The 26,907-nt window shown below is 60.1% G+C and carries 25 protein-coding genes; 14 read left to right on the forward strand and 11 right to left on the reverse strand.

The genetic code is table 11. The features are described from left to right. Positions 1 to 80 precede the first annotated feature (80 nt). From phnN to LUB09_RS20845, 3 genes are all read left to right on the forward strand, one after another. Entirely contained in the window at positions 81 to 683 is a 603-nt protein-coding gene (gene phnN / locus LUB09_RS20835) for a phosphonate metabolism protein/1,5-bisphosphokinase (PRPP-forming) PhnN (RefSeq protein ID WP_209980569.1), read from the forward strand. A gap of 162 nt (positions 684 to 845) precedes the next feature. After that, positions 846 to 1,034, forward strand: a complete 189-nt coding sequence (locus tag LUB09_RS20840) for a type II toxin-antitoxin system HicA family toxin (RefSeq protein ID WP_209980571.1) — start codon at positions 846 to 848, stop codon at positions 1,032 to 1,034. 11 nt (positions 1,035 to 1,045) lie between these two features. Continuing rightward, positions 1,046 to 1,450 carry a type II toxin-antitoxin system HicB family antitoxin gene (locus LUB09_RS20845; RefSeq protein ID WP_209980583.1) on the forward strand — a complete coding sequence of 135 codons (405 nt, stop codon included), beginning with the start codon at positions 1,046 to 1,048 and terminating at the stop codon, positions 1,448 to 1,450. Here the strand turns inward: LUB09_RS20845 and LUB09_RS20850 are convergent. Beyond that, a complete protein-coding gene (locus LUB09_RS20850; RefSeq protein WP_209980585.1) occupies positions 1,447 to 2,643 on the reverse strand; it encodes an MFS transporter in 1,197 nt (398 codons plus the stop codon). The genes LUB09_RS20845 and LUB09_RS20850 overlap by 4 nt on opposite strands. A gap of 140 nt (positions 2,644 to 2,783) precedes the next feature. Between LUB09_RS20850 and LUB09_RS20855 the strand changes: the two genes are divergently transcribed. Next, a complete protein-coding gene (locus LUB09_RS20855; protein WP_209980587.1) occupies positions 2,784 to 3,398 on the forward strand; it encodes a DUF5666 domain-containing protein in 615 nt (204 codons plus the stop codon). A gap of 64 nt (positions 3,399 to 3,462) precedes the next feature. Here LUB09_RS20855 and LUB09_RS20860 read toward each other — a convergent pair whose 3' ends face one another. From LUB09_RS20860 to gcl, 5 genes are all read right to left on the reverse strand, one after another. After that, on the reverse strand, positions 3,463 to 4,467 hold the full coding sequence (locus LUB09_RS20860) for a sulfate ABC transporter substrate-binding protein (RefSeq protein ID WP_209980589.1): 1,005 nt from the start codon (positions 4,465 to 4,467) through the stop codon (positions 3,463 to 3,465). A 94-nt stretch (positions 4,468 to 4,561) separates the two neighbouring features. Continuing rightward, on the reverse strand, positions 4,562 to 5,386 hold the full coding sequence (locus LUB09_RS20865; RefSeq protein ID WP_209980591.1) for an ion transporter: 825 nt from the start codon (positions 5,384 to 5,386) through the stop codon (positions 4,562 to 4,564). Between the two features lie 136 nt (positions 5,387 to 5,522). Beyond that, entirely contained in the window at positions 5,523 to 6,413 is an 891-nt protein-coding gene (locus LUB09_RS20870) for a 2-hydroxy-3-oxopropionate reductase (protein WP_231423581.1), read from the reverse strand. Between the two features lie 84 nt (positions 6,414 to 6,497). Then, on the reverse strand, positions 6,498 to 7,280 hold the full coding sequence (gene hyi, locus LUB09_RS20875) for a hydroxypyruvate isomerase (protein ID WP_231423582.1): 783 nt from the start codon (positions 7,278 to 7,280) through the stop codon (positions 6,498 to 6,500). Positions 7,281 to 7,290: 10 nt separating this feature from the next. Continuing rightward, positions 7,291 to 9,066, reverse strand: a complete 1,776-nt coding sequence (gene gcl / locus LUB09_RS20880) for a glyoxylate carboligase (protein WP_231423583.1) — start codon at positions 9,064 to 9,066, stop codon at positions 7,291 to 7,293. Between the two features lie 250 nt (positions 9,067 to 9,316). Here gcl and LUB09_RS20885 point away from each other — a divergent pair, with 250 nt between their 5' ends. Next, on the forward strand, positions 9,317 to 9,757 hold the full coding sequence (locus LUB09_RS20885; RefSeq protein WP_231423584.1) for a GlcG/HbpS family heme-binding protein: 441 nt from the start codon (positions 9,317 to 9,319) through the stop codon (positions 9,755 to 9,757). Between the two features lie 454 nt (positions 9,758 to 10,211). Here LUB09_RS20885 and LUB09_RS20890 read toward each other — a convergent pair whose 3' ends face one another. From LUB09_RS20890 to LUB09_RS20900, 3 genes are all read right to left on the reverse strand, one after another. Continuing rightward, positions 10,212 to 10,817: a TetR/AcrR family transcriptional regulator gene (locus tag LUB09_RS20890; protein ID WP_057008345.1), complete on the reverse strand. Its 606-nt coding sequence runs from the start codon at positions 10,815 to 10,817 to the stop codon at positions 10,212 to 10,214. Between the two features lie 224 nt (positions 10,818 to 11,041). Continuing rightward, the gene (locus LUB09_RS20895; protein ID WP_231423585.1) at positions 11,042 to 11,830 is read right to left on the reverse strand and encodes an MlaA family lipoprotein; all 789 of its coding nucleotides are present in this window, start codon (positions 11,828 to 11,830) and stop codon (positions 11,042 to 11,044) included. Beyond that, entirely contained in the window at positions 11,823 to 13,121 is a 1,299-nt protein-coding gene (locus tag LUB09_RS20900) for a serine/threonine protein kinase (protein ID WP_209980607.1), read from the reverse strand. The genes LUB09_RS20895 and LUB09_RS20900 overlap by 8 nt, the downstream gene beginning before the upstream one ends. A gap of 237 nt (positions 13,122 to 13,358) precedes the next feature. Here LUB09_RS20900 and LUB09_RS20905 point away from each other — a divergent pair, with 237 nt between their 5' ends. Continuing rightward, a complete protein-coding gene (locus LUB09_RS20905; RefSeq protein ID WP_209980608.1) occupies positions 13,359 to 13,727 on the forward strand; it encodes a hypothetical protein in 369 nt (122 codons plus the stop codon). Between the two features lie 35 nt (positions 13,728 to 13,762). On the opposite strand, the gene LUB09_RS20910 is transcribed toward LUB09_RS20905, so the two are convergent. Then, positions 13,763 to 15,316: a glycoside hydrolase family 17 protein gene (locus LUB09_RS20910; RefSeq protein ID WP_209980610.1), complete on the reverse strand. Its 1,554-nt coding sequence runs from the start codon at positions 15,314 to 15,316 to the stop codon at positions 13,763 to 13,765. 332 nt (positions 15,317 to 15,648) lie between these two features. Between LUB09_RS20910 and LUB09_RS20915 the strand changes: the two genes are divergently transcribed. From LUB09_RS20915 to LUB09_RS20925, 3 genes are all read left to right on the forward strand, one after another. Next, positions 15,649 to 16,500: a glycine betaine ABC transporter substrate-binding protein gene (locus LUB09_RS20915; RefSeq protein WP_209980612.1), complete on the forward strand. Its 852-nt coding sequence runs from the start codon at positions 15,649 to 15,651 to the stop codon at positions 16,498 to 16,500. Positions 16,501 to 16,760: 260 nt separating this feature from the next. Then, on the forward strand, positions 16,761 to 17,072 hold the full coding sequence (locus tag LUB09_RS20920; protein WP_003190001.1) for a DUF485 domain-containing protein: 312 nt from the start codon (positions 16,761 to 16,763) through the stop codon (positions 17,070 to 17,072). After that, positions 17,069 to 18,727: a cation acetate symporter gene (locus tag LUB09_RS20925; RefSeq protein ID WP_209980614.1), complete on the forward strand. Its 1,659-nt coding sequence runs from the start codon at positions 17,069 to 17,071 to the stop codon at positions 18,725 to 18,727. The genes LUB09_RS20920 and LUB09_RS20925 overlap by 4 nt, the downstream gene beginning before the upstream one ends. A 179-nt stretch (positions 18,728 to 18,906) precedes the next feature. On the opposite strand, the gene gltA is transcribed toward LUB09_RS20925, so the two are convergent. Further along, complete coding sequence (gene gltA, locus LUB09_RS20930) at positions 18,907 to 20,196, reverse strand: citrate synthase (RefSeq protein ID WP_090407109.1); 1,290 nt, start codon at positions 20,194 to 20,196, stop codon at positions 18,907 to 18,909. Between the two features lie 364 nt (positions 20,197 to 20,560). Between gltA and sdhC the strand changes: the two genes are divergently transcribed. The 5 genes from sdhC to LUB09_RS20955 all read left to right on the forward strand — a co-directional run bounded on the left by sdhC (position 20,561) and on the right by LUB09_RS20955 (position 26,882). After that, positions 20,561 to 20,935: a succinate dehydrogenase, cytochrome b556 subunit gene (gene sdhC, locus LUB09_RS20935; RefSeq protein WP_016702211.1), complete on the forward strand. Its 375-nt coding sequence runs from the start codon at positions 20,561 to 20,563 to the stop codon at positions 20,933 to 20,935. Beyond that, a complete protein-coding gene (gene sdhD, locus LUB09_RS20940) occupies positions 20,929 to 21,297 on the forward strand; it encodes a succinate dehydrogenase, hydrophobic membrane anchor protein (RefSeq protein ID WP_231423586.1) in 369 nt (122 codons plus the stop codon). Before sdhC ends, sdhD begins: the two co-directional genes overlap by 7 nt. Positions 21,298 to 21,300: 3 nt before the next feature. Continuing rightward, complete coding sequence (gene sdhA, locus LUB09_RS20945; protein WP_209980618.1) at positions 21,301 to 23,073, forward strand: succinate dehydrogenase flavoprotein subunit; 1,773 nt, start codon at positions 21,301 to 21,303, stop codon at positions 23,071 to 23,073. Positions 23,074 to 23,084: 11 nt separating this feature from the next. Beyond that, positions 23,085 to 23,789, forward strand: coding sequence for a succinate dehydrogenase iron-sulfur subunit (locus tag LUB09_RS20950; RefSeq protein WP_003172807.1), 705 nt, complete (start codon positions 23,085 to 23,087; stop codon positions 23,787 to 23,789). A gap of 261 nt (positions 23,790 to 24,050) precedes the next feature. Beyond that, positions 24,051 to 26,882 carry a 2-oxoglutarate dehydrogenase E1 component gene (locus LUB09_RS20955; RefSeq protein ID WP_003233241.1) on the forward strand — a complete coding sequence of 944 codons (2,832 nt, stop codon included), beginning with the start codon at positions 24,051 to 24,053 and terminating at the stop codon, positions 26,880 to 26,882. Positions 26,883 to 26,907 lie beyond the last annotated feature (25 nt).

The following is a 26,907-nucleotide window of genomic DNA, read 5'->3' on the forward strand; positions in this document are numbered from 1 at the left end:
GCCTGCCAATGGGTGTATGGCGGTCCGCGCTCCGGTAAGGTAGCCCCCATGTCTGGAAAACAAGCAAACAGGGTGTATTGATGGCCGGCAGGTTGATCTATCTCATCGGGCCGTCGGGTTCGGGCAAGGACAGCCTGTTGGACGCCGCACGCTCACGCCTGGCCGAGCGCGGTTGTCGCATCGTGCGCCGCGTCATCACGCGTTCGGCGGAGGCGGTGGGCGAGGCGGCGCAGGGTGTGACCCCGGAGCAGTTTGCCGCGCTGCAGGCGCAGGGCGCATTTGCCCTCAGTTGGCAGGCCAATGGGTTGTCCTACGGCATCCCGCGCGAGATCGACGATTGGCTGGCGGCGGGGGAGGACGTGCTGGTCAACGGCTCCCGTGCGCATCTGGCGCAAACCCGCGAGCGCTACCCGGGCATGGGGGTGCTGTTGCTGACGGTGGATCACACCCTGTTGCGCCAGCGCCTGATCGCGCGGGGGCGTGAGTCGTTGGCCGATATTGAGGAACGGCTGGCGCGCAATGCGCGGTTCACGGCGCAGATGATCGCCGGCAATGACGCCGGGTTGTACGTACTCGACAATTCCGGCGCTCTGGAAGATACCGTCGAACATCTCTTGTCCGTCCTGCTGAAAATCCAGCGTGGGAGGGGGCTTGCTCCCGATGGCGGTGGAACCGTCGCCTGATGAATTGACTGACCGAGCAAGCCCCCTCCCACACTGGATCTGCATCGTCCTTCGCTATCCCCATATCCCGTCACATAACCGGCAGTCACCCAAGTGAATGTTGTGCTTGAGTAAAGATAACTCTAGGGTTATTTTTAATCGAGCCAAGCCAAGGAGGCCGAGGTGCAAAGCAGGGTGTTGATCAAGGAACTGCAGGAAGCAGGTTGGGTGCTGGATCGCGTCACGGGCAGCCATCATATTTTTACCCACCGCTATAACCCGTACACGATCCCGGTGCCCCATCCCAAAAAGGATCTGCCGCTTGGCACCGTCAGCAGCATCAGAAAACGCGCCGGTCTGTTTCAGTTTTAAGGAGAGCATGCATGCAATACCCAATCTGTATCGAATGGGGCGATGACTTCACCGCCACCGGCATCCAGATCCCCGACATTCCCGGCGCTGTTACCGCCGGAGACAGTTTTGAAGAGGCGTACAACGCAGCGGTGGAAGTCGCGCACATCATGCTGCAGGAGATTGCCGCAGAGGGTGGGGTGATTCCAATGCCGACGTCGGTGGCCAATCACCACGCCGACGAAGCGTACGCAGGCATGGGCTGGGGGATGCTGGAGCTGGACATTTCGCCCTATCTGGGCCGGACCGAGAAGGTCAATGTGACCTTGCCCGGTTATGTCATCCAGCGTATCGACCGCTATGTGCGCGAGCACAAGGTCAAAAGCCGCTCGTCATTTCTGGCGGACGCGGCCTTGGAGAAGTTGGTGCGTTCCTAGGCCGTAGCGACCGCCGCGTGCCGTGATGCACTCAAAAAGCGCAGCAACGCCAGCAACGGGAATGCGCTGCCCACCAGCATGACGCCCAGCCAGCCGCCGTGTTCATACACGCTGCTGGCAATCGCCGAGCCGAAGGCGCCGCCGATGAAGATGCTGGTCATGTACAACGCATTCAGGCGGCTGCGACTATTGGCGTCGAGGGCGTAGATGGCGCGCTGGCCGAGCACCATGTTCATCTGCACGCAGAAATCCAGCACCACGCCGGTCACGGCCAGGCCGATGACGCTGTACAACGGATGCACCAGGGCCGGCAGGAAGCTTAACGCGGCAAACAGCATGGCCAGCAGCGAGGCGCGATGGGTGTGGCCCGCGTCAGCCAGACGGCCGGCAATGGGCGCGGCGATGGCGCCGATGGCCCCCACCAGGGCGAAAAGTGCGATCTGTGTCTGGCTCAGACCGTGGCTGCGCACCAGCTCCAGCGGAGCGGCGGTCCAGAACAGGCTGAAGGTGGCGAACAGACAGCCCTGGTAAAACGCGCGCTGGCGCAGTAGCGGTTGTTCACGCAGCAGGGTGCCCAGGGAGCGCAGTAATTGGCCGTAGCTGGCGCTGTGGTCGGGTTGACGCTTGGGAATGGTCAGCATCAGCACCACGCTGATAAACGCCATCAACGCGGCGGCCGCCATGAACATCGCGCGCCAGCCGAAGTGGTCGGCCACCAGGCTGGACACCGGCCGTGCGAGCAAAATGCCGAGTAGCAAGCCGCCCATGATGCTGCCCACCACCCGGCCACGCGATTCGGCGGGCGCGAGGTGCGCGGCCAGCGGGATCAGGATCTGCACCGACACCGAACTGAAGCCGATCAGCAGCGATACCAGCAGGAACAGGTTCGGCTGCTCGGTAAATGCCGCGCCCAGCAGGCTGGCGATGGCGACCACGGTGGTGGTGATCATCAGCTTGCGGTTTTCCAGCAGGTCACCCAACGGCACCAGAAAAAACAGGCCCAGGGCATAGCCGATCTGCGTCAGCGACACGATCAGGCTTGCCATCGCGGGCGTCAGGCCGATGTCCGGCGCGATCAGTTCGATGATCGGTTGTGCGTAGTAGATGTTGGCCACAATGGCGCCGCAGCAAAACGCAAACAGCATCACCATGCCTCGGGTCATGCTGCTTGTAGCGTGGGACGTAGCGTTCATGGTGTTCTCATAAAGCAAGGGAGGATGGCGAGCGAGAGTAGAGACAACGCCCTGGGACGAGTAGGCTGTTCGGCGTGATATTACTTATGTCGGGCAATGATACATTCAGTCACAACTGCCGAAACAGGAAATCCACTGCGATGAAGATCACGTTGAACAAGATGATTTTGGCCTCAACCCTCGCCGCTGCCATGGCGGTGGGCCTGGCGCACGCGGCCGAGGCCCCGCGCGTTGGCGTTCGCGGCGCCATCACTGCGATGGACGGGGATGCCATGCACGTCAAGGTCAACAGCGGCGAAGACGTCGTCGTGCACCTCACCCCGGCCACCCAGGTACGCGCTGTGACCCTGACCAAAATTGATCAGATCAAGCCGGGCAGCTACATCGGCTCGGCTGCCATGCCCAATGCCGACGGCACCCTGACCGCCCTTGAAGTCCACGTATTCCCCCCGGCCATGGCCGGCACGGGTGAAGGGCATCGCGCGTTCGATTTAAAGGAAGGCAGCAGCATGACCAATGGCACCGTCGGCGACCTGGTGGTCAGCAACGGGCGCACGTTGACCGTCAGATACAAGGGCGGCGAGCAGAAGATCGTGGTGCCGGATGATGTGCCGATCGTCAACCTGGAGCCTGGGGATCGCACGTTGCTCAAGCCGGGCGTAAAGGTGGTGTTGTTCGCGTCGCAGGGGGCGGGCGGGAAAGTCACTGCCCAGGCGATCTCTGCCGGGAAGGATGGCGTGACACCGCCGATGTAATTGGCGAATGCAAAACCAATGTGGGAGCAGGCAAGCCAGCTCCCACAGTTATGACCGCGTTTGATTATTGACCGGAGTAGATCTGGTCAAACACGCCGCCATCATTGAAGTGGGTCTTCTGCACGGTGCGCCAGTCGCCAAAGGTCTTCTCCACCGACAGGAAGTCGACTTTCGGGAAACGGTCGGTGTACTTGGCCAGCACTGCCGGGTCACGTGGGCGCAGGTAGTTGTTGGCGGCAATTTCCTGGCCTTCGGGCGACCACAGGTACTTCAGGTAGTCTTCGGCGGCTGCGCGGGTGCCTTTCTTGTCGACGACCTTGTCGACCACCGACACTGGCGGCTCGGCCTCGGCGGAGACGCTTGGGTAGATCACTTCGAACTGATCGCGGCCGAATTCACGGGCGATCATTTCCGCTTCGTTCTCGAAGGTCACCAGCACGTCGCCGATCTGGTTGGTCATGAACGTGGTGGTCGCGGCGCGGCCACCGGTGTCCAGCACCGGTGCCTGCTTGAACAGCTTGCCGACGAAGGCCTTGGCCTTGTCTTCGTCACCACCGTTCTTGAGTACATAGCCCCAGGCCGACAGGTAGGTGTAGCGGCCGTTACCGGACGTTTTGGGGTTGGGCACGATCACTTGCACACCGTCTTTCAACAGGTCCGGCCAGTCTTTCAGGGCTTTCGGGTTGCCCTTGCGCACGATGAACACGGTGGCCGAGGTGAACGGCGCGCTGTTGTTCGGCAGGCGCGTGACCCAGTTGTCCGGTACCAGTTTGCCGTTATCGACCAGGGCATTGATGTCGGTGGCCATGTTCATCGTGATCACGTCGGCCGGCAGCCCATCGATGACCGAGCGCGCCTGTTTGCTGGAGCCGCCGAAGGACATCTGCAGGGTCAGCTTGTCGTTCGGGTGCTCGCTATCCCAGTGCTTCTGGAAGGCTGCGTTGTAGTCCTTGTAGAAATCGCGCATCACGTCGTAGGAGACGTTGAGCAGTGTGACGGGGGCTGCCTGCACGGCGCCCGCGAGGGCAAGGCCGGCGGCCAGGAGAGAGGCGCTAACGAGTTTTTTCACTGCTCATTCCTTGTTGTTCGAGAAGAGGGGAGGCACTTTGCCAGCGACTATAGCGGCACCCGCATAGCGCCTTAAAGATTAAAAAGAACTTTGCTTATTCCACTTTCTTGAAAAGATTGCTGCCACAGCGCGAACAGAACGCTGCGTTGGGCTCATGGCTGTCTTTCTTGCACACCGGGCAGTCGGTTTGCAGCTGTTCACCGCGCATCGCGCTGGCCAGTTCAGCGGTGAAAATCCCGGTGGGCACGGCGATGATCGAGTAACCGGTGATCATCACCAGTGACGAAATCACCTGGCCCAGCGGGGTCCTGGGCACGATATCGCCAAAGCCCACGGTGGTCAGCGTCACGATCGCCCAGTAGATGCCCTTGGGAATGCTGGTAAAGCCGTGTTCCGGGCCTTCGATCACGTACATCAGGGTGCCGAACACGGTCACCAGGGTGCACACGCTGACCAGGAACACCACGATCTTCTGCTTGCTGCCGCGCAGCGCCGCCATCAGGTAGTTGGCCTGCTTGAGGTAGGGGCTGAGCTTGAGTACGCGGAAAATCCGCAGCATGCGGATGATGCGGATGATCAACAGGTACTGCGCGTCGCTGTAATACAGCGCGAGGATGCCGGGCACGATGGCCAGCAGGTCCACCAGCCCATAAAAACTGAAGGCATAACGCAACGGCTTGGGCGAGCAATACAGGCGCAGGCAGTACTCGACGGCGAAGATCAGCGTGAAGCCCCACTCGATATAGGCCAGCACATTGGCGTAGTTCTGGTGGACCTGGTCGATGCTGTCGAGCATCACGATCACCAGGCTGGCGAGAATGATCAGCAGCAGGATGCCGTCAAAGCGCCGCCCGGCCACGGTGTCGCTCTGGAAAACCATGACGTAGAGCCGCTGACGCCAATCGTTATTGCTGTGCATAAAGAACGCCCGAATCGAAGGTCGGGCAAGCCTAGGGGGATTCGAAGGGGCTGTCCATGCGGCGGCGGGTTTTGGGTGAGTCAGAGCGACCGTGGTGGACCCATCGCGAACAAGCCCCCTCCCACAGGGACTGCATTTATCCTTCGCGAATCGAGAAGTTCGCCATGTGCTCGAGGCCCTTGATCAGTGCCGAATGGTCCCAGTTGCCACCGCCGAGTGCCTTGCAGGTGCTGAACACCTGCTGGGTGGCGGCGGTATTGGGCAGGTTGATCCCCAGCTCCTTTGCCCCGGCCAGCGCCAGGTTCAAATCCTTCTGGTGCAGGTTGATACGAAAGCCCGGGTCGAAGGTGCCGTTGATCATGCGTTCACCGTGCACTTCGAGGATTCGGGAGGCGGCAAAGCCACCCATCAGCGCTTCGCGCACCCTGGCCGGGTCGGCGCCGTTTTTTGCCGCGAACAGCAACGCTTCGGCCACCGCCTGGATGTTCAGCGCCACGATGATCTGGTTGGCCACCTTGGCCGTCTGGCCATCGCCATTGCCGCCGACCAGCGTGATGTTCTTGCCCAGGCTCTGCAGCAGCGGCAGGGCGCGCTCAAAGGTCTGCGGCTGACCACCGACCATGATGCTCAGGGTGCCGGCCCTGGCGCCGACCTCACCGCCGGACACCGGTGCGTCGAGGTAGTGCGCGCCGGTCTCATTGATCTTCGCCGCAAAGGCTTTGGTGGCGGTGGGGGAGATCGAGCTCATGTCGATCACCACCTTGTCTGGCGACAGCCCGGTGGCCACGCCGTTGGCACCGAACAGCACGTCCTCGACCTGCGGCGTGTCGGGCACCATCACGATGATGAACTCGGCCTCCCGCGCCACCTGCTGCGGGGTGGCCAGGGCCACGGCGCCGGCGCTGATCAGTTCAGCCGGCGCCTTGCTGTGGTGTTCGCAGAGAAACAATTGATGACCAGCCTTTTGCAGGTTCGCAGCCATGGGCAGGCCCATGATGCCGGTGCCGATAAAACCGATGTTAGCCATGAAAAAATCCTCTTTTTATTACACAGCAGGTCCCATGTGGGAGGGGGCTTGCCCCCTCCCACATTTGGTTCTGTGTTGTGTTTGTTAGATCGCGTTGTGAGTTTTGAGCCAACCCAAACCAGCTTCGGTGGTGGTCGACGGCTTGTATTCACAGCCGACCCAACCCTGGTACCCGATGCGGTCCAGATGTTCGAACAGGAAGCGGTAGTTGATCTCGCCGGTGCCCGGCTCGTTGCGCCCTGGGTTGTCGGCCAGTTGGATGTGGTTGATCACCTCCAGGTGAGTGGCCATGGTTCGGGCCAGGTCGCCCTCCATGATTTGCATGTGGTAGATGTCGTATTGCAGGAACAGATTGTCACTGCCCACCTGCTCGCGGATCGCCAGGGCTTGCGCGCTGTTGTTGAGGTAGAACCCCGGGATGTCGCGGGTGTTGATCATTTCCATCACCAGCCGGATGCCCGCCGCCTGAAGGTGTTCGGCGGCGTACTTGAGGTTGGCGACAAAAGTCTGCTCCACGGTTTTATCGTCCACCCCTTCGGGGCGAATACCCGCCAGGCAGTTGACCTGGGTATTGCCCAGCACCTGGGCGTAGGCGATGGCGAGCGTGACCCCGGCGCGGAACTCCTCGACCCGGTCAGGGTGGCACGCGATGCCGCGCTCACCCTTGGCCCAGTCACCGGCCGGCAGGTTGAACAGCACCTGCGTGAGGCCGTTGGCCTCGAGCTGCGTCTTGATTTCGGTGGAGCCGAACTCGTACGGGAACAGGTATTCGACGCCGGTGAAACCGGCGTCGGCGGCCGCCTTGAAACGGGCGAGGAAATCCTGTTCGGTAAACAGCATGGACAGGTTGGCGGCAAAGCGCGGCATAGGGTTCTCCTTAATCGAGCAGGGCAATGGCAGTCGGCGCATCGTTGCCGACCAGGGCCAGGTCTTCGAATTCATTGACGGCGTTGATCTCGGTGCCCATGGAAATATTGGTCACACGCTCCAGAATAATCTCAACGATCACCGGTACCTTGAATTCTTCGATCATTTCCTGCGCCTTGCGCAGCGCCGGCTGGATCTGGCCCGGCTCGAACACCCGCAGCGCCTTGCAGCCCAGGCCTTCGGCGACGGCCACATGGTCGACGCCATAGCCGTTCAGCTCCGGCGCGTTGAGGTTGTCGAAAGACAGCTGCACGCAATAATCCATGTCAAAGCCGCGCTGGGCCTGGCGTATCAAGCCCAGGTAGGAATTGTTCACCACCACATGGATATACGGCAGCTTGAACTGTGCGCCCACCGCGAGTTCTTCGATCATGAACTGGAAATCATAGTCGCCCGACAGCGCCACCACCCTGCGGCTCGGGTCAGCTTTGACCACGCCGAGGGCCGCCGGAATGGTCCAGCCCAGGGGGCCGGCCTGGCCGCAGTTGATCCAGTGGCGGGGTTTATAAACGTGCAGGAATTGCGCGCCGGCAATCTGCGACAGGCCGATGGTGCTGACGTAGCAGGTGTCTTTGCCGAACACCTGGTTCATCTCTTCGTACACCCGCTGCGGCTTGACCGGCACGTTATCGAAGTGGGTCTTGCGCTGCAGGGTGGCCTTGCGTTGCTGGCAGTCATGCAGCCAGGCGCTGCGGTCCTTGAGTTTGCCGGCGGCTTTCCATTCGCGGGCCACCTCGATGAACATCGTCAGTGCGGCGCCGGCGTCGGAAACAATGCCCAGGTCCGGGGTGAACACACGGCCGATCTGCATCGGTTCGATGTCGACATGGATGAACGTGCGCCCCTCGGTGTACACCTCCACCGAGCCGGTATGGCGGTTGGCCCAGCGGTTGCCGATGCCCAGCACCAGGTCTGACTTGAGCAGGGTCGCGTTGCCATACCGGTGCGAGGTTTGCAGGCCGACCATGCCCACCATCTGCGGGTGATCATCCGGGAGGGTGCCCCAGCCCATCAGGGTCGGAATCACCGGGATGCCGGTCAGTTCGGCGAACGCCACCAGCAAGTCGCTGGCGTCGGCATTGATCACGCCGCCGCCGCTCACCAGTAACGGGCGTTCGGCCGCATCGAGCAGGGCCAGGGCTTTTTCCACCTGAAGGCGGGTGGCCAGCGGCTTGGCCAGGGGCAGCGGCTGGTAGGCGTCGATGTCGAATTCGATCTCGGCCATCTGCACATCGAACGGCAGGTCGATCAATACCGGGCCGGGGCGGCCGGAGCGCATTTCATAAAAGGCCTTCTGGAACGCGTAGGGCACCTGGCCCGGCTCCAGCACGGTGGTCGCCCACTTGGTCAGCGGCTTGACGATGCTGGTGATGTCGACGGCCTGGAAGTCTTCCTTGTGCAGGCGGGCACGGGGCGCCTGGCCGGTGATGCACAGGATCGGGATGGAGTCGGCCGACGCGCTGTAGAGGCCGGTGACCATGTCGGTGCCCGCCGGACCCGAAGTGCCGATACACACGCCGATATTGCCGGCCTTGGTGCGGGTATAGCCCTCGGCCATGTGCGAGGCGCCTTCAACATGGCGAGCAAGGATGTGATCGATGCCGCCAATTTTCTGCAAGGCCGAATACAGCGGGTTGATCGCGGCGCCCGGGATACCGAAGGCGGTGTTCACGCCCTCGCAGCGCATCACCAGTACGGCGGCTTCGATTGCTCTCATTCTGCTCATTTTTTTGTCGCCTCGTATTTTTATAATTGTATACAAGTTGCGTTTGGTCGGAGTTTATTCACGGCGGGCTGTGCAGGTCAATGCATTTTATGAGCATGCTTTTACGTCTTTCGACGTTTTATGTGCGGTTTTTAGAGGCTTTATTGGGTTTTTTGTATACAAAAATAATAGTAAATGTATTCTGTTTTTATTCGCGGCTTGATCAAACAAGCCTTGAGCGCATCCTGATAACAAGAAAAAGGACGGCACCATGAGCGCGTTAAGCTTGAAACTCGCTACTCAATTGACCTGCCACGCCATCGCCGCCGGCCGTGCGATGTCCGCCGCACCGCTGACCATCGCGGTACTCGACAGCGGCGGCCATCTGATCACCCTTCAACGTGAAGACGGCGCCAGCCTGCTGCGCCCGCAGATCGCCACCGGCAAGGCCTGGGGGGCTATTGCAATGGGCAAGGGCTCACGCCTGCTGGAGTTGGACGCACAGCAGCGCCCGGCGTTTATCGCCGCATTGAACAGCCTGGGACGCGGCAGCGTGGTGCCGGCACCGGGCGGGGTGTTGATTCGGGATGGAGCGGGCGTGGTGCTGGGGGCGATCGGGATCAGCGGGGATACGTCGGATATTGATGAGCGGTGCGCGATTACGGCGATTGAGGGGCTGGGGTTGCTGGCGGACGCGGGGGTGCCAGATTGACTGGATTATCTTCAGGGCCCCATCGCAGGCAAGCCAGCCCCCACATTGGACGGTGTAATCCTGTGGGAGTCCCCACTACCTCTTCGACGTAGCGCTGTCGCGCAGCAAACTGGGGCCTCTGTGGCGAGCGGGCTCGCCCTAATGCCGTTCAGTTAAGGAAAATGTGTGGGCTTATTGTGGCGAGCGGGCTTGCCCCGCGTTGGGGTGCGAAGCGCCCCCCATCGAGCAAAACGCGGTGTACCTGATACGGCTCAGCGCCTGGCTTTGGGGCTGCTGCGCAGCCCAACGCAGGACAAGCCTGCTCGCCACAGGGAATCTGCGCTTAACTGAACGGCATTAGGGCAAGCCTGCTCGCCACAGGAATGTGGCTGCCTGGAACTTAAGGTTTAAAATCAATAAGTTATTTTGTGTTTGATAAGAGCTGGCTTGCCTGCGATGGCCTCGCCCGGATCTATCAGTCCGGCTCACATCCCTTCAACACCAACCGGATAATCGTCTGCGCCGCCGCCTCATAGTCGGCCTCATCCAGCCTGGCCTTGCCGGTCACGGCTGAAATCTGCCAGTCGAAATCCGCATAGGTCTGGGTGGCCGCCCAGATGCTGAACATCAGGTGATGGGGATCGATCGCTGCGATCAACCCGCGATCCACCCAGCTCTGGATGCAGTCGATATTGTGCCTGGCCTGGGCATTCAGTTGTTCGACTTGCTCCCCGCTCAGGTGCGGCGCGCCGTGCATGATTTCGCTGGCGAATACTTTGGAGGCGAAGGGCAGGTCGCGGGAGATGCGGATTTTCGAGCGAATGTAGTTGCTCAATACCTCCTTGGGGTCGCCTTGGGGATTGAACGGCGTGGAGGCGGCCAATATCGGCTCGATGATGCTCTCGAGCACCTCGCGGTAGAGGTTGTCCTTGGACTTGAAGTAGTAGTAGACGTTGGGCTTGGGCAGCCCGGCCTTGGCGGCGATGTCGCTGGTTTTGGTTGCGGCGAAGCCCTTGTCGGCAAACTCCTCGCTCGCCGCCCGCAGGATCTTTTCTTTATTGCGCTCGCGAATGGTGCTCATAAACCAGAGATTTCCTTGCCAGGACAGGCGGTTGCGCATGGTAGCACCGGCCATCCGCGAGCCTCAACAATGTGCCCCCCAAGGGGGGCGCCTGAGTCTGCATCGCGTTCACTTTGAAAGGCTGCTCAAGGGTGGTCGTGGCGGAATATTTAATTGGGTACTTGTCTGTTTAAAAGGCAAAAAAAAGGCCATTCGGTTGAATGGCCTTTTTTTATCGACGCGGTTTACTCGGCAATCTGCAACTTGCGCGATTCGGTGTAGATATACCGCACCTTCTCATACTCGAACGGCGAGTTCATCTGACCGTAGCGGAAGCTGGTCTGATAACGCCGGTCTACTGCTCGCAACGCCCAGATTTCCGGGTGGTTGGAGCTGACTTCGGCCACGTTCAGGAAGTTGATCTGGTTTTCGGCGGTGTAGTCCACCAGTAGCCCGGTGGTGTCACGCAGGTTCGACGGACCGAAGATCGGCAGCACCAGGTACGCGCCGCCGGGCACGCCGTAGAAACCCAGGGTCTGGCCGAAGTCTTCGCTCTGGCGCGGCAGGCCCATGGCAGTGGCCGGGTCCCACAGGCCGGCGATGCCGATGGTGGTGTTGACCAGCAGGCGCCCGGTGGTTTCCAGCGAGCGGTGGCCCTTGAGCTGCAGCAGGCTGTTGAGCAGGTTGGGCACATCGCCCAGGTTGTTGAAGAAGTTGCTCACGCCGGTGCGCAAGAAACTGGGCGTGACGTAGCGATAACCGTCGACCACCGGCAGGAACACCCATTGGTCGAAGCGGTAGTTGAAGTGGTACACGCGGCGGTTCCATGATTCCAGCGGGTCGTACACGTTGAGGGCGGTGAGCGACGAACGCTCGAACTCGCGCTGGTCAAGGCCCGGGTTGAACTTGAGCTTGGTCAGCGGTTCCTTGAAGCCATCGGCGTCGACCTTGACTGGCTCATGGGCCTTGCTGTTGTCGGCATTGGCCACGCCTGCGCACATCAGGGCGGCAAGCAGCAGAAGATATTTAGCCACGGAAGAACTCCAGCATGGCGTCGGCGTTGACGCGGTAATTAAGGTTGCCGCAGTGGCCGCCCAGCGGGTAGACGGTCAAGCGATCGCCGAAGGTTTTACGCAGGAAACCCAGGTCGCCAGGGCCGAGGATCACGTCATCGGCATTGTGCATCACCGCGATTTTCGGGCTGTCATGCAGGTAGTCCTTCAGCGCGTACAGGCTGACCTGATCGACCAGTTGCAGCAGGCTGCCGCCATCGGAGCGCGCACGCCACATCGGAATGACTTGCTCGGTGAGGTAGCAATCGAAGTCGCATTGCAGCGCGCGCTTGAGGAACGGCGTGAGGCTGGTGCCTTCGGTGATCGGATATTTGGGTGGAATGATCAGGCCACGGCGGTTGATCAGGTCCGAGGTAAAGGCAATGTCGGCGGCCGAGAAACGGAACGAGGTGCCGATCAGCATGGCCATCTGTTCGTTGGTCAGGTGCTGCTTGGATTGCTGGAAGTCGTAGAGCAGGGCGTCGTTGAGGTCGATGTAGCCCTTTTGCTGGAAGTAACGGGTGAGCTTGTTCAGCACCAGCTCATAGAAGGTGGTGGTGTTGTTGATGCCCTTGACCTCGGTCTGCACCAGCTTGTCGAGGTTGGTGATCGAGGTATAGAGGTTGACCGGCGGGTTGAGCAGCAGCACTTTCTTGAAGTTGAAGCTGCGGCGGGTCTCGTCGAGCTTGCTGACGAATGCCGCATCCAGCGCACCCAGGCTGTAACCGGTGAGGTAGAAGTCGGTCACTGGCAGCGAGGCATTCTGCGCACGCACGGCCTGCATCACGCGGTACATGTCTTCGGCATCTTCCTGGGTGATGCCCGGGGTGGCGAAGCGCGAGGCGGCGCTGATGAAGTCGAAGCTGGTGGGCGACGAGAGTTGCACCACGTGGTAGCCGGCCTGGTAATACAGTTTTTTCAGGTATTCGTTGATGCTGCTGTCGAACCGCGCGCCGGTGCCGGCGATCAGGAAGATCAGCGGCGCGGCGTGGTCCTGCTTGGCGATGCGATAGGTGAGTTTCTTCACCGCCCAGAAGTTGTCCGGCAGGCTGAACTCGCGCTCGGGGCGCATGTTCAGGGTGTGGTCGGACTGGTTGATCTCGTCGTCGCTCGGCAGGGTGGGCCGAAGATCAGGCGGGGTGGTCGCGATGGTCGCTTCGAACGGGTTGGTCAAAGGGTAGCCATAGCTGGCCTGGTCGATATCGACGGCCAGTGCTGACGCACTCAAAAATAGGCTGCCCAGCAAGGCAGCGCAGCGCAAGGAACGGAGCATGACTGGATCCCTAAGAGGAAAAGGTGCTGAATGAAGTTCGCAGGCTATGACCACCACGTAATCGCCGAAGTGCCATCACTCGGCACCAAAATGTCGGAAAATTACATCAGAATTGGGCTATAGCAGGCAGAAGATACACTTTGCCACGCATTGGTGAACACTAATTGTGTGTATGTCCCTTGCCAACGGCCGGCGGGGGATTAAGCTGAGCGCCGTTTTCGCCTATCGGAGTGCCCCATGTCCCGCCGCTTCCCGTTGATTTTGCTACTGATTGCCCTGCCGTTATGGCTGGCTGCCAGTTATGGCGCACGCTATGGTTTTATGGAAGATGCGCAGTGGGTCGGCCTCTGCGCCGACGAGGCCAGTCGCTGGGAATGCCAGGTGCGTTCGAACCTTGGGTTGATGATTCACTTCCAGGTGCTTGGCTGGCTGACATTGGTGCCGGCGGTACTGGCGTTCTTCGTGCCGGGACGCACGGGGCTGGGGTTGGCGCTGTTGGCCTTGCTGTTCGGGGTGCCCGCGCTGGTGTTGTACAACGCCAGTTTTGCAGTGTTTGCGCTGGTGATTGCGGGGTTGCGGTTGGTCAGGACGCCGCGCGGTGCCTGACAGGCCTCATCGCGGGCGTGCCTGCGATAGCGGTTTCAGACCTTGCGCACCCTCAGGCACCGCCACAACGCCACAACCATCAGCAGGCTGACCACCGCCCAACCCCAAGCCTGCTGGTTCAGCAAACCCTCTCGGTACAATTGCGGCGCAATGCCGACACCGATGATCAGGGCCAGCAGCAGCATCTCCCGACGCGGCCCGCCCACCGGGCGCACCAGGTACACCAAAGCCGGCAGCACCAGTGCCGCGCTGGGAAAGCTGCGATAGCGCGGGTCGAACACCATGGCGAGCATCATCACCGCGCCGGCGAACCCGGCCATCGCCACCAGCCAGCCTCCACGTCGCTCCATCCAGGCGAACGCCCGCTCACGCCAACCCTCGCGGGCACTCAGGGCGAGGGCCGCGTGAGTCAGCACCAGCAGGTTCAACACCACCAGCACGGCGGCCCAGGCCCATTCATCGGTAGAGCGTGCCGTGACGCGGGCCAGCTCAGCCCAGGTGCCGATTGAGCATGCGGCGACGGCGCCCAGCAGTGGCAGCGCAAGTGCGTTGCGCGTGCTGCGTACGCGGCCGCCCAGTACCAACGCAGCTAACAAAATGACGCCTCCGACGCCCAGCCACACTCGCCAGTACGGCACATTGCTCACCGGTCCGGCGAGGATGCCCTTTTCCTGGCGATCGGCATCGAACAGCCCCCAATAGCCGCCCACGGCACCTTCATTGAGACGTTTCCACGGCTGGTCAAAGGCTTCGATCAGGTTGTAGTGCCAGCCATTGGCTTCGGCCATGGCGACGAAGCCGCGCATGAACTTCGCCTGGTTGACCCGACTCGGCACGGCAGTCTCGCGCTGGCGGCCCTGGCTCGGCCAGCCGGTTTCGCCGATCAGTATGTCCTTGTCGGGGAAGTTGTGACCGAAGGTCTGGCGCACATCGCCCACATGCTTGAGGGCCTGGTCGATGCCGGATGGGTCATCTTCCCAGTACGGCAGCAGGTGAATGGTGAGGAAGTCCACGGCCGGAGCGATTTCCGGGTGCTGCAGCCAGAATTCCCACACGTCGGCGTAGGTCACTGGCTGTTTGATCTGGCTTTTGACGGTGTGGATCAGCTTCACCAGTTGCGTGGCGGTGACTTCCTTGCGCAGCAGCGCTTCGTTGCCGACGATCACTGACGTCACTACGTCTGGGTTGGCGTTGGCGGCGGCGATCAGCAACTCGACTTCTTTTCTGGTGGCGATCGGGTCACTGCTGACCCAGGCGCCAATCATCAGCTTCAGCCCGTGCTTGCGTGCCAGCGCCGGTATGGCCTCAAGGCCGTACATCGAATAAGTGCGGATGCACTCAAAGCGCGTGGCCAGCAGGGCGAGGTCGGCGTCCACGCGCTCGGGGCGCAGCGTGAACGGCTGGTCATAAGGCGATTGGTCCTTGTCGAACGGCGTGTAGGACGCGCATTGCAGCTTGTGGCTGGCGCTGGCGACGTCCGGCAGCACCACGGAACGGCCCAGGCCGTACCAGTAACCAACGAGGGCCAGCAGGCCGAGGAGCAAGGCAAGGCAATAGGGCAGGGCAGGGAAGCGGGCAGTGGCGGGCATGGTCGGCTTTTCTGGGGGAGCAAAGGCGCGCATCTTACCCGGATTTGTCCCGTCCCAGTGGGGCTGCATACTTTTGACATGCAAAGTTCGAGCGGGATATTGGCGTTAAACCCTACAAAGCGTCCTACTGGCTATGTGATGTCGTTTCTTGCTTACCCAAGGTCGCTGGCAGAGCAGGTCGAATGCCCGCTCAGGTTGATGATCAAAGCGTCAGCACTCCACTGATGGCGTACCACCGTGATCGACGCGCGTGATGGGGGCGCGGTGCACCCTATAACAACAGGTTGACGTCGCTCGGCATCCGCCGGGCGCAGCACTTTCGGGGAAGTACTATGAAGATGCGACGACTCTTGGGCGCAGCTGCCACTCTGGTAGTTGCGATGGGCTCCACACTGGCCAGTGCCGACAGCAAGACCCTGAGTATCGGCTACGTGGACGGCTGGTCCGACAGCGTTGCCACCACTCACGTGGCGGCTGAGGTGATCAAGCAGAAGCTCGGCTACGACGTAAAACTGCAAGCGGTCGCCACCGGGATCATGTGGCAGGGCGTCGCCACCGGCAAGCTCGATGCCATGCTCTCCGCCTGGCTGCCGGTGACCCACGGTGAATACTGGACCAAGAACAAGGACAAGGTGGTCGACTACGGCCCCAACTTCAAGGATGCGAAGATCGGCCTGATCGTGCCGGAGTACGTCAAGGCCAAGTCCATCGAAGACCTCAAGACCGACACCACCTTCAAGAACAAGATCGTCGGCATCGACGCCGGTTCAGGCGTGATGCTCAAGACCGACGAAGCGATCAAGGCCTACGGCCTGGACTACAAGCTGCAGGCCAGCTCCGGCGCAGCAATGATCGCCGAACTGACCCGTGCCGAAGACAAGCAGGAGTCCATTGCGGTCACCGGTTGGGTGCCACACTGGATGTTCGCCAAGTGGAAACTGCGTTTCCTGGAAGATCCAAAAGGGATTTATGGGGCTGCTGAAACCGTCAACAGCATCGGCAGCAAGGGCCTGGAGAAGAAAGCGCCGGAAGTCGCAGCCTTCCTGAAGAAATTCCAGTGGGCCTCCAAGGATGAAATCGGCGAGGTCATGCTCGCGATCCAGGAAGGCGCCAAGCCAGATGCTGCGGCCAAGGACTGGGTCGCCAAGCACCCGGACCGCGTCGCTGAATGGACCGCTAAATAACCCCCGGCCTTGATGCAACCCCTTGTGGGAGGGGGCTTGCTCCCGATTGCGACATGTCGGCCACCGATGTTTTGGCTGACCCACCGCAATCGGGAACACGCCCCCTCCCACATTATTTTCGTGCCCCGCAAATGTTTCTGCACCCTCCCAATCCCTCGCTACACTCCCTCTACTACTAAGGTCGTCTGGAACCTGTTCCAGAGCCGCATACAGTGGCCATGTTCCAATAATAAAAAAGCTGTGCTGCGAGGATAAAAATAATGAACGACAGCATTTACCTCTCGATTCAAAACAGCCCGCGCTTCAAGGAGCTGGTGAGAAAAAGGGAAAGGTTCGCCTGGATTCTCTCGGCGATCATGCTCGGGCTCTACTCCGCTTTCATCCTGTTGATCGCCTACGGGCCACAAGTGCTGGGGGCCAAGATCAGCCCCGGTTCGTCGATTACCTGGGGCATTCCCCTGGGCGTCGGGTTGATTGTGTCCGCCTTCATCCTGACCGGCATTTACGTACGTCGGGCCAATGGCGAGTTTGATGACCTGAACAATGCGATTCTCAAGGAGGCTGCGCAATGATCCGGCGTCTACTGGCACTCTTCGGCGCTTCGCTGTTTGCTCCCGCCCTTTGGGCGGCGGACGCATTGACCGGCGAAGTGCACAAGCAACCCCTCAACGTCTCCGCCATCGTGATGTTTGTCGCGTTCGTCGGTGCCACCCTGTGCATCACCTACTGGGCGTCCAAGCGCAACAAGTCGGCGGCCGACTACTACGCGGCCGGCGGCAAGATCACCGGTTTCCAGAACGGCCTGGCGATCGCCGGCGACTACATGTCGGCGGCGTCCTTCCTGGGGATTTCCGCCCTGGTGTTCACTTCCGGCTACGACGGCCTGATCTATTCGATCGGCTTCCTGGTGGGCTGGCCGATCATTCTGTTCCTGATCGCCGAGCGCCTGCGTAACCTGGGCAAATACACCTTTGCCGACGTGGCGTCCTATCGCCTCGGGCAAACCCAGATCCGCAGCCTGTCGGCCTGTGGTTCGCTGGTGGTGGTGGCGTTCTACCTGATCGCGCAGATGGTGGGCGCGGGCAAGCTGATCCAGTTGCTGTTCGGTCTGGACTACCACGTAGCGGTGATCCTGGTCGGCATCCTGATGTGCATGTATGTGCTGTTCGGCGGCATGCTGGCGACCACCTGGGTGCAGATCATCAAGGCGGTGCTGTTGCTGTCCGGTGCTTCGTTCATGGCGCTGATGGTGATGAAGCACGTCAACTTCGACTTCAACATGCTGTTTGCCGAGGCGATCAAGGTTCACCCCAAAGGTGAAGCGATCATGAGCCCTGGCGGCCTGGTGAAAGACCCGATTTCGGCATTCTCCCTGGGCCTGGCACTGATGTTCGGTACCGCCGGCCTGCCGCACATCCTGATGCGCTTCTTCACCGTGAGTGACGCCAAGGAAGCGCGCAAGAGCGTGTTGTACGCAACCGGCTTCATCGGCTACTTCTACATCCTCACCTTCATCATCGGTTTTGGCGCAATCCTGCTGGTCAGCACCAACCCGGCGTTCAAGGATGCGGCTGGCGCTCTGCTGGGCGGCAACAACATGGCGGCGGTGCACCTGGCCAACGCGGTGGGCGGCAGTATCTTCCTGGGCTTCATCTCGGCCGTGGCGTTTGCCACCATCCTCGCGGTGGTTGCCGGCTTGACCCTGGCCGGTGCGTCGGCGGTGTCCCATGACCTGTATGCCAGCGTGATCAAGAAGGGCAAGGCCAACGAAAAGGATGAGATTCGCGTGTCGAAGATCACCACCGTGGCCCTGGGTGTATTGGCGATTGGCCTGGGTATCCTGTTCGAAAGCCAGAACATCGCGTTCATGGTGGGCCTGGCGTTCTCGATTGCTGCCAGTTGTAACTTCCCGGTGCTGCTGCTTTCCATGTACTGGAAAAACCTCACCACCCGTGGCGCCATGATCGGTGGCTGGCTGGGCTTGATCAGTGCGGTGGGCCTGATGGTGCTGGGCCCGACCATCTGGGTCTCGATCCTGCATCATGAAAAAGCCATCTTCCCGTACGAGTACCCGGCGTTGTTCTCGATGATCATCGCGTTCGTGGGGATCTGGTTCTTCTCCATCACCGACAAGTCGGCGGCGGCAGAGAAAGAGCGTGCGCTGTACTTCCCGCAGTTTGTGCGTTCGCAGACTGGCCTGGGGGCGAGTGGGGCGGTGAATCATTGATGCAGTTGCAAGTGGCAAGCTACAAGCTGCAAGTTAGAAGCAGTGCTGTGTAGAGAGATACCCCTGTAGAGATGCAGGGGTATTTTTTTGCTTGCGGCTTATAGCTGGAAGCTTGCAGCTCACTAAATCCCAGCCAAAAAAAACGGCCTCATCAAGAGGCCGTTTTTTCTGGCTGGGATTTAGTGCCGATCTTCCAGCTTGGTAATGTCACGCGACTCGTAGCCGGTGTACAGCTGGCGCGGGCGGCCAATCTTGTACGGGCTGGAGAGCATTTCCTTCCAGTGGGAGATCCAGCCCACGGTCCGCGCCAGGGCGAAGATCACGGTGAACATGCTGGTTGGAATGCCGATGGCCTTGAGGATGATCCCCGAGTAGAAGTCGACGTTCGGGTACAGCGAGCGTTCGATGAAGTACGGGTCGGTCAGGGCGATCTCTTCCAGGCGCATGGCCAGTTCGAGTTGCGGATCGTTCTTGATGCCCAGCTCTTTCAGTACTTCGTCGCAGGTCTGCTTCATCACGGTGGCGCGCGGGTCGCGGTTCTTGTAGACCCGGTGACCGAAGCCCATCAACTTGAACGGATCGTTCTTGTCCTTGGCCTTGGCGATGAATTTGTCGATGTTGGACACATCGCCGATTTCATCGAGCATGGTCAACACGGCTTCGTTCGCACCGCCGTGGGCAGGGCCCCAGAGTGCGGCGATACCGGCGGCGATACAGGCAAACGGGTTGGCACCCGAGGAGCCTGCCAGGCGCACGGTGGACGTCGAGGCGTTCTGCTCGTGGTCGGCGTGGAGGATGAAGATCCGGTCCATGGCCTTGGCGAGCACCGGGCTGATCGGTTTGATCTCGCACGGGGTGTTGAACATCATGTGCAGGAAGTTTTCTGCATACGTCAGGTCGTTGCGCGGGTACATCATGGGTTGGCCCATGGAGTACTTGTAGACCATCGCGGCCAGGGTCGGCATCTTGGCAACCAGGCGGATCGCGGAAATTTCGCGATGCTGCGGGTTATTGATGTCCAGGGAGTCGTGATAGAAGGCCGAGAGGGCGCCGACCACGCCGCACATGACGGCCATCGGGTGGGCGTCGCGACGGAAGCCGTTGAAGAAGGTCTTCAATTGCTCATGAACCATGGTGTGGTTCTTCACGGTGCTGACGAACTGGGCTTTCTGCTCGGCTGTTGGCAGTTCGCCATTTAGCAGCAGGTAGCAGGTTTCCAGGTAGTCCGACTGTTCAGCGAGTTGCTCGATCGGGTAGCCCCGGTGCAGCAGAATGCCATTGTCGCCATCGATATAGGTGATCTTCGACTCGCAGGAAGCGGTCGACATGAAGCCTGGGTCGAAAGTGAAACGGCCCGTGGCCGTCAGGCCCCGTACGTCGATAACATCGGGACCAACGGTGCCGGTTAAAATGGGCAGCTCGACGGGGGCTGCGCCCTCGATGATCAACTGCGCTTTTTTGTCAGCCATGTGGCCTCCTATTTATGCTTCAAATCATCAGACAGCCCCCCACGCAGGGCCCGCACCACTATAGTGAGATAAATTCAGAAGTCAATTTGCCTAAAGTCTTGCTCCAGAAGGCTTTAACCATACTTTTTCGTCGAAATTGACTGCCGTTTACGCCTTTTATACCGCCAGCGCAATCCGCTATTAGGGTGAGGAGCGCGCGTTGTCATTAGTAGCCTAACTGTCTATACTCGGCCACCGACCGCCAAGGGCTTTTGGGCTTGCTTTCATTGGGGGTCGCACTCCCTGGGTGGTGCTTACCTGACCAGTCGCACTCCCCAACAACTTTGCCCTGATTGTTAGGGGCTCTTCAGTGTGAAAAAAAGCCGTGAATAGCCAACGACCTGTAAACCTAGACCTAAGGACCATCAAACTCCCAGTCACTGCATACACGTCGATTCTTCACCGAATCTCCGGCGTCATTCTCTTCGTCAGCCTGGCCATCATGCTCTATGCATTGGACAAGTCGCTGAGTTCGGAAGAGGGCTTCGGCGAGGTGAAAGCGTGTTTGACCAGTCCGCTAGCCAAGCTAGTGATTTGGGGCATCCTGTCCGCTTTGCTGTATCACCTGGTCGCCGGTGTGCGCCATCTGATCATGGACATGGGCATCGGTGAGACGCTGGAAGGCGGTAAGCTGGGCTCGAAAATCGTTATCGCCGTTTCCGTGGTGGTGATCGTGCTGGCAGGAGTTTGGATATGGTAACTAACGTCACGAACCTGTCGCGTTCGGGCCTCTATGACTGGATGGCACAGCGTGTGTCTGCGGTCGTTCTCGCGGCTTATTTCATTTTCCTGATCGGATACGTCGTCGCCAATCCAGGCCTCGGCTATGCCCAATGGCATGACCTGTTCTCACACAACGGCATGCGAATCTTCAGTCTGCTGGCCCTTGTGGCCCTGGGCGCTCACGCCTGGGTCGGCATGTGGACCATCGCGACCGACTACCTGACGCCGATGGCGCTGGGCAAGTCCGCGACCGCAGTCCGTTTTCTCTTTCAGGCAGTCTGCGGCATCGCGATGTTCGCTTACTTCGTCTGGGGTGTGCAGATTCTTTGGGGTATCTGATTCATGGCTAACATTCCAACTATTTCCTTTGACGCCATCATTATTGGTGGCGGCGGTGCCGGCATGCGCGCTGCGCTGCAGCTGGCCCAGGGCGGTCACAAGACTGCCGTGATCACCAAGGTGTTCCCGACCCGTTCCCACACCGTATCGGCCCAGGGTGGCATCACCTGCGCCATCGCTTCCGCCGACCCGAACGATGACTGGCGCTGGCACATGTACGATACCGTCAAGGGTTCCGACTACATCGGTGACCAGGACGCTATCGAATACATGTGTCAGGAAGGCCCGGCTGCGGTGTTCGAGCTGGACCACATGGGTCTGCCGTTCTCCCGTACCGAGCAAGGTCGTATCTACCAGCGTCCATTCGGCGGCCAGTCGAAGGATTACGGTAAAGGCGGGCAGGCTGCCCGTACCTGCGCCGCATCCGACCGTACCGGTCACGCGCTGCTGCACACGCTTTATCAGGGCAACCTGAAAGCCGGCACCACGTTCCTGAACGAGTACTACGCTGTCGATCTGGTGAAGAACGGCAAGGGCGAGTTCGTCGGCGTGATCGCCATCTGTATCGAAACCGGTGAAACCACCTACATCCGCGCCAAGGCTACTGTGCTGGCGACGGGCGGTGCAGGCCGTATCTACGCATCCACCACCAATGCCCTGATCAACACCGGTGACGGCGTTGGCATGGCGCTGCGTGCCGGCGTGCCAGTGCAAGACATCGAAATGTGGCAGTTCCACCCGACCGGCATCGCCGGCGCCGGTGTACTGGTAACCGAAGGTTGCCGTGGTGAAGGTGGTTACCTGATCAACAAGCACGGCGAGCGTTTCATGGAGCGTTATGCTCCCAACGCCAAGGACCTTGCCGGTCGTGACGTTGTGGCCCGTTCGATGGTTAAAGAGATCATCGCCGGCAACGGCTGTGGCCCGAACGGCGACCACGTACTGCTCAAGCTCGATCACCTGGGCGAAGAAGTGCTGCACAGCCGTCTGCCAGGTATCTGCGAGTTGTCCAAGACCTTCGCACACGTTGACCCGGTGGTTGCGCCGGTGCCGGTCGTTCCAACCTGCCACTATATGATGGGCGGCGTGCCTACCAACATTCATGGCCAGGCGATCACCCAGAACGCCGACGGCGTGGACGAAATCATCCACGGCCTGTTCGCGGTAGGCGAAGTGGCTTGCGTATCGGTACACGGTGCCAACCGTCTGGGCGGCAACTCGCTGCTCGACCTGGTGGTATTCGGCCGTGCGGCCGGCCTGCACCTGGAAAAAGCGTTGACCGACGGCATCGAATACGATGACGCCACCGACGCCAACATCGAAGCGGCCCTGTCGCGCCTGAACGCGCTGAACGAGCGCACCGATGGCGAAGACGTCGCTACCCTGCGTCGCGAGCTGCAAAGCTGCATGCAGAACTACTTCGGTGTGTTCCGTACCGGCGAATACATGCAGAAGGGCATCGCCCAGTTGGCGGATCTGCGCCAGCGCATCGGCAACGTCAAGATCAACGACAAGAGCCAGGCATTCAACACCGCTCGTATCGAAGCCCTTGAGCTGCAAAACCTGTTGGAAGTGGCTGAAGCGACGGCGATCGCCGCCGAGGTTCGTAAAGAATCCCGTGGTGCTCATGCCCGTGAAGACTTTGAAGACCGTGACGACGAAAACTGGTTGTGCCACACCCTGTACTTCCCGGGTGACAAGCGCGTAACCAAGCGTGCCGTGAACTTCTCGCCGAAGACTGTTCCGACGTTTGAACCGAAAATTCGGACTTACTAAGGGTGGCTGCCATGTTGAAAGTCAGTGTTTACCGCTACAACCCTGATCAGGACGCTGCGCCGTTCATGCAGGAATTCCAGGTCGATACCGGTGGTAAGGACCTGATGGTGCTGGACGTGCTGGCCCTGATCAAAGAGCAGGACGAGGGTTTCTCCTATCGTCGCTCTTGCCGTGAAGGTGTCTGCGGTTCCGATGGCATGAACATCAACGGCAAAAACGGTCTGGCGTGCATCACGCCGCTGTCGGCCGTGGTTAAAGGCAACAAGCTGATCGTTCGTCCACTGCCAGGTTTGCCGGTTATCCGTGACCTGGTTGTCGATATGAGCATCTTCTACAAGCAATACGAGAAAGTTAAGCCGTTCCTGCAGAACGACACGCCGGCTCCGGCCATCGAGCGTCTGCAGTCCCCTGAAGAGCGTGAAAAGCTCGACGGTCTGTACGAGTGCATCCTGTGCGCCTGCTGCTCGACCTCGTGCCCGTCCTTCTGGTGGAACCCGGACAAGTTCCTGGGTCCAGCCGCTCTGCTGCAAGCGTATCGCTTCCTGGCAGACAGCCGTGACACCAAGACATCCGAGCGTCTGGCTTCGCTGGATGACCCGTTCAGCGTATTCCGCTGCCGCGGGATCATGAACTGCGTCAACGTATGTCCCAAAGGCCTGAACCCGACTAAGGCCATTGGTCACATCCGCAACATGCTGCTGCAAAGCGGCGTGTAACCGGCGTTGTAACAAGGCAGGACCGTTGTGCCCGTAAATGCTGCGGCGCAGGCTTCAACCGGCGCCGTAGTTTTAACTTGAGCAGCGACTTACAAAGCCGCAGCTCTTATTTTGAAGAAATGAGACAAGCAGGGGCATTCGGGTTGGTACCCGAACTATCAGCGTGATCCTAAGTGGCTTGTTTTGGTCGCTGCACTTGGCCTTTTGCAAGCAAACTCGGTGTTTTCGCCGGTGGTGTCCCCAAATCGAGGGTGACCAAGCATGCAAGAAAGCGTGATGCAGCGCATGTGGAACAGCGGCTATCTTTCAGGTGGTAACGCTGCCTATGTGGAAGAGCTTTATGAGCTCTACCTGCACGACCCTAACGCTGTGCCAGAAGAATGGCGCACCAAATTTCAGACGTTGTCTTCAGACGGCAACGCTGCCACCGATGTATCGCACGCAACAATTCGCGATCAGTTCGTGCTGCTGGCCAAGAACCAGCGCCGCGCCCAACCGGTTTCCGCCGGCAGCGTGAGCAGTGAGCACGAGAAGAAGCAAGTTGAAGTACTGCGACTGATCCAGGCTTACCGGATGCGTGGCCACCAGGCGGCCCAGCTTGACCCGCTGGGGCTCTGGAAGCGTCCTGCACCGGCTGACCTGTCGATCAATCATTACGGCTTGACCAATGCCGATCTTGATACGACCTTCCGTGCCGGCGACCTGTTCATCGGCAAAGAGGAAGCGAGCCTACGCGAAATTCACGAAGCGTTGCAGCAGACATATTGCCGCACCATCGGCGCTGAATTCACGCACATCACTGATTCCGAGCAACGCCACTGGTTCCAGCATCGCCTCGAAGGCGTGCGTGGCCGTCCGGTGCTGTCCGCCGATGTACGCAGCCACCTGCTCGAACGCGTGACCGCTGCTGAAGGTCTGGAAAAATACCTGGGCACCAAATACCCGGGCACCAAGCGTTTCGGTCTGGAAGGCGGCGAAAGCCTGATTCCGATGCTCGACGAACTGATCCAGCGTTCCGGTTCCTACGGCACCAAGGAAGTCGTGATCGGCATGGCTCACCGTGGTCGCCTGAACGTGTTGGTCAACACCTTCGGCAAAAACCCGCGCGAGCTGTTCGACGAGTTCGAAGGCAAGAAAAAGGTCGAGCTGGGTTCCGGTGACGTCAAATACCACCAGGGCTTCTCGTCCAACGTCATGACCTCGGGCGGTGAAGTTCACCTGGCCATGGCGTTCAACCCCTCCCACCTGGAAATCGTTTCTCCAGTGGTCGAGGGTTCGGTGCGTGCTCGCCAGGACCGTCGCAACGACGCCACCGGTGAGAAAGTGCTGCCTATTTCCATCCACGGTGACGCGGCATTCGCCGGTCAAGGCGTGGTCCTGGAAACCTTCCAGATGTCGCAGACCCGTGGCTTCAAGACGGGCGGCACCGTACACATCGTCATCAACAACCAGGTAGGTTTCACCATCAGCAACCCGCTGGACGCGCGCTCTACCGAGTACGCCACCGACGTTGCCAAGATGATTCAGGCGCCGATTCTCCATGTAAATGGCGATGATCCGGAAGCCGTGCTGTTCGTGACCCAACTGGCCGTCGACTACCGCATGCAGTTCAAGCGTGACGTGGTGATCGACCTCGTGTGCTACCGCCGTCGCGGTCACAACGAAGCGGATGAGCCAAGCGGCACCCAGCCGTTGATGTACCAGCAGATCACCAAGCAGCGCACCACCCGTGAACTGTATGCCGAAAGCCTGACCAAGGCCGGCATCGTTGACGAAGCCCGTGTGCAGGCGAAGATCGACGAATACCGCAACGCGCTGGACAACGGCCTGCACGTGGTGAAAAGCCTGGTCAAGGAACCGAACAAAGAGCTGTTCGTCGACTGGCGTCCATACCTGGGTCACACCTGGACGGCGCGTCACGACACTTCGTTCGACCTCAAGACCCTGCAGGAACTGTCGGCCAAGCTGCTGGAAATTCCGGATGGCTTCGTCGTACAGCGCCAAGTGTCGAAGATCTACGAAGACCGTCAGAAGATGCAAGTCGGCGGCCTGCCGATCAACTGGGGTTACGCTGAAACCATGGCGTACGCGACCCTGGCGTTCGAAGGTCACCCAATCCGCATGACCGGCCAGGACATTGGCCGTGGTACGTTCTCGCACCGTCATGCTGTGTTGCACAACCAGAAAGACGCGGGCACCTACGTTCCGCTGCAGAACCTGTACGAAGGTCAGCCGCGTTTCGACCTGTACGACTCGTTCCTGTCGGAAGAAGCCGTGCTGGCGTTCGAATACGGTTACTCCACCACCACGCCGCAGGCGCTGGTGATCTGGGAAGCCCAGTTCGGCGACTTCGCCAACGGTGCCCAGGTGGTGATCGACCAGTTCATCACCAGCGGCGAGCACAAGTGGGGCCGCCTGTGCGGTCTGACCATGCTGCTGCCGCACGGTTATGAAGGGCAGGGTCCGGAGCACTCTTCGGCCCGTCTGGAGCGTTACCTGCAACTGTGCGCCGAGCACAACATTCAGGTATGCGTGCCGACGACCCCGGCGCAGATCTACCACTTGCTGCGTCGCCAGGTGATCCGTCCGCTGCGCAAGCCGTTGATCGTGCTGACGCCGAAATCGCTGTTGCGCCACAAGCTGGCCATTTCGACCCTGGAAGACCTCGCCGAAGGTTCGTTCCAGACCGTTATTCCAGAAATCGACACACTCGATCCGGCCAAGGTGACACGCCTGATCCTGTGCAGTGGCAAGGTCTACTACGACCTGCTGGAAAAACGCCGTGCCGAAGGCCGCGAAGACATCGCCATCGTGCGTATCGAGCAGCTTTACCCGTTCCCGGAAGATGACCTCATGGAGATCATCGCGCCTTACACCCAGCTCACGAATGTGGTGTGGTGTCAGGAAGAACCGATGAACCAGGGCGCCTGGTACAGCAGCCAGCATCATTTGCGTCGCAGTATCGGCAACCACAACCGGGCGCTGAACCTGGAGTATGCCGGTCGTGATGCTTCTGCTGCACCTGCGTGTGGTTATGCGTCGATGCACGCCGAGCAGCAGGAAAAACTGCTGCAAGATGCTTTCACTGTTTAACGCCTTCGCGCTGACTGAAACCGAA

Origin of the sequence: Pseudomonas sp. Leaf59 (assembly GCF_920984685.1) — a bacterium.
Taxonomy (GTDB): domain Bacteria; phylum Pseudomonadota; class Gammaproteobacteria; order Pseudomonadales; family Pseudomonadaceae; genus Aquipseudomonas.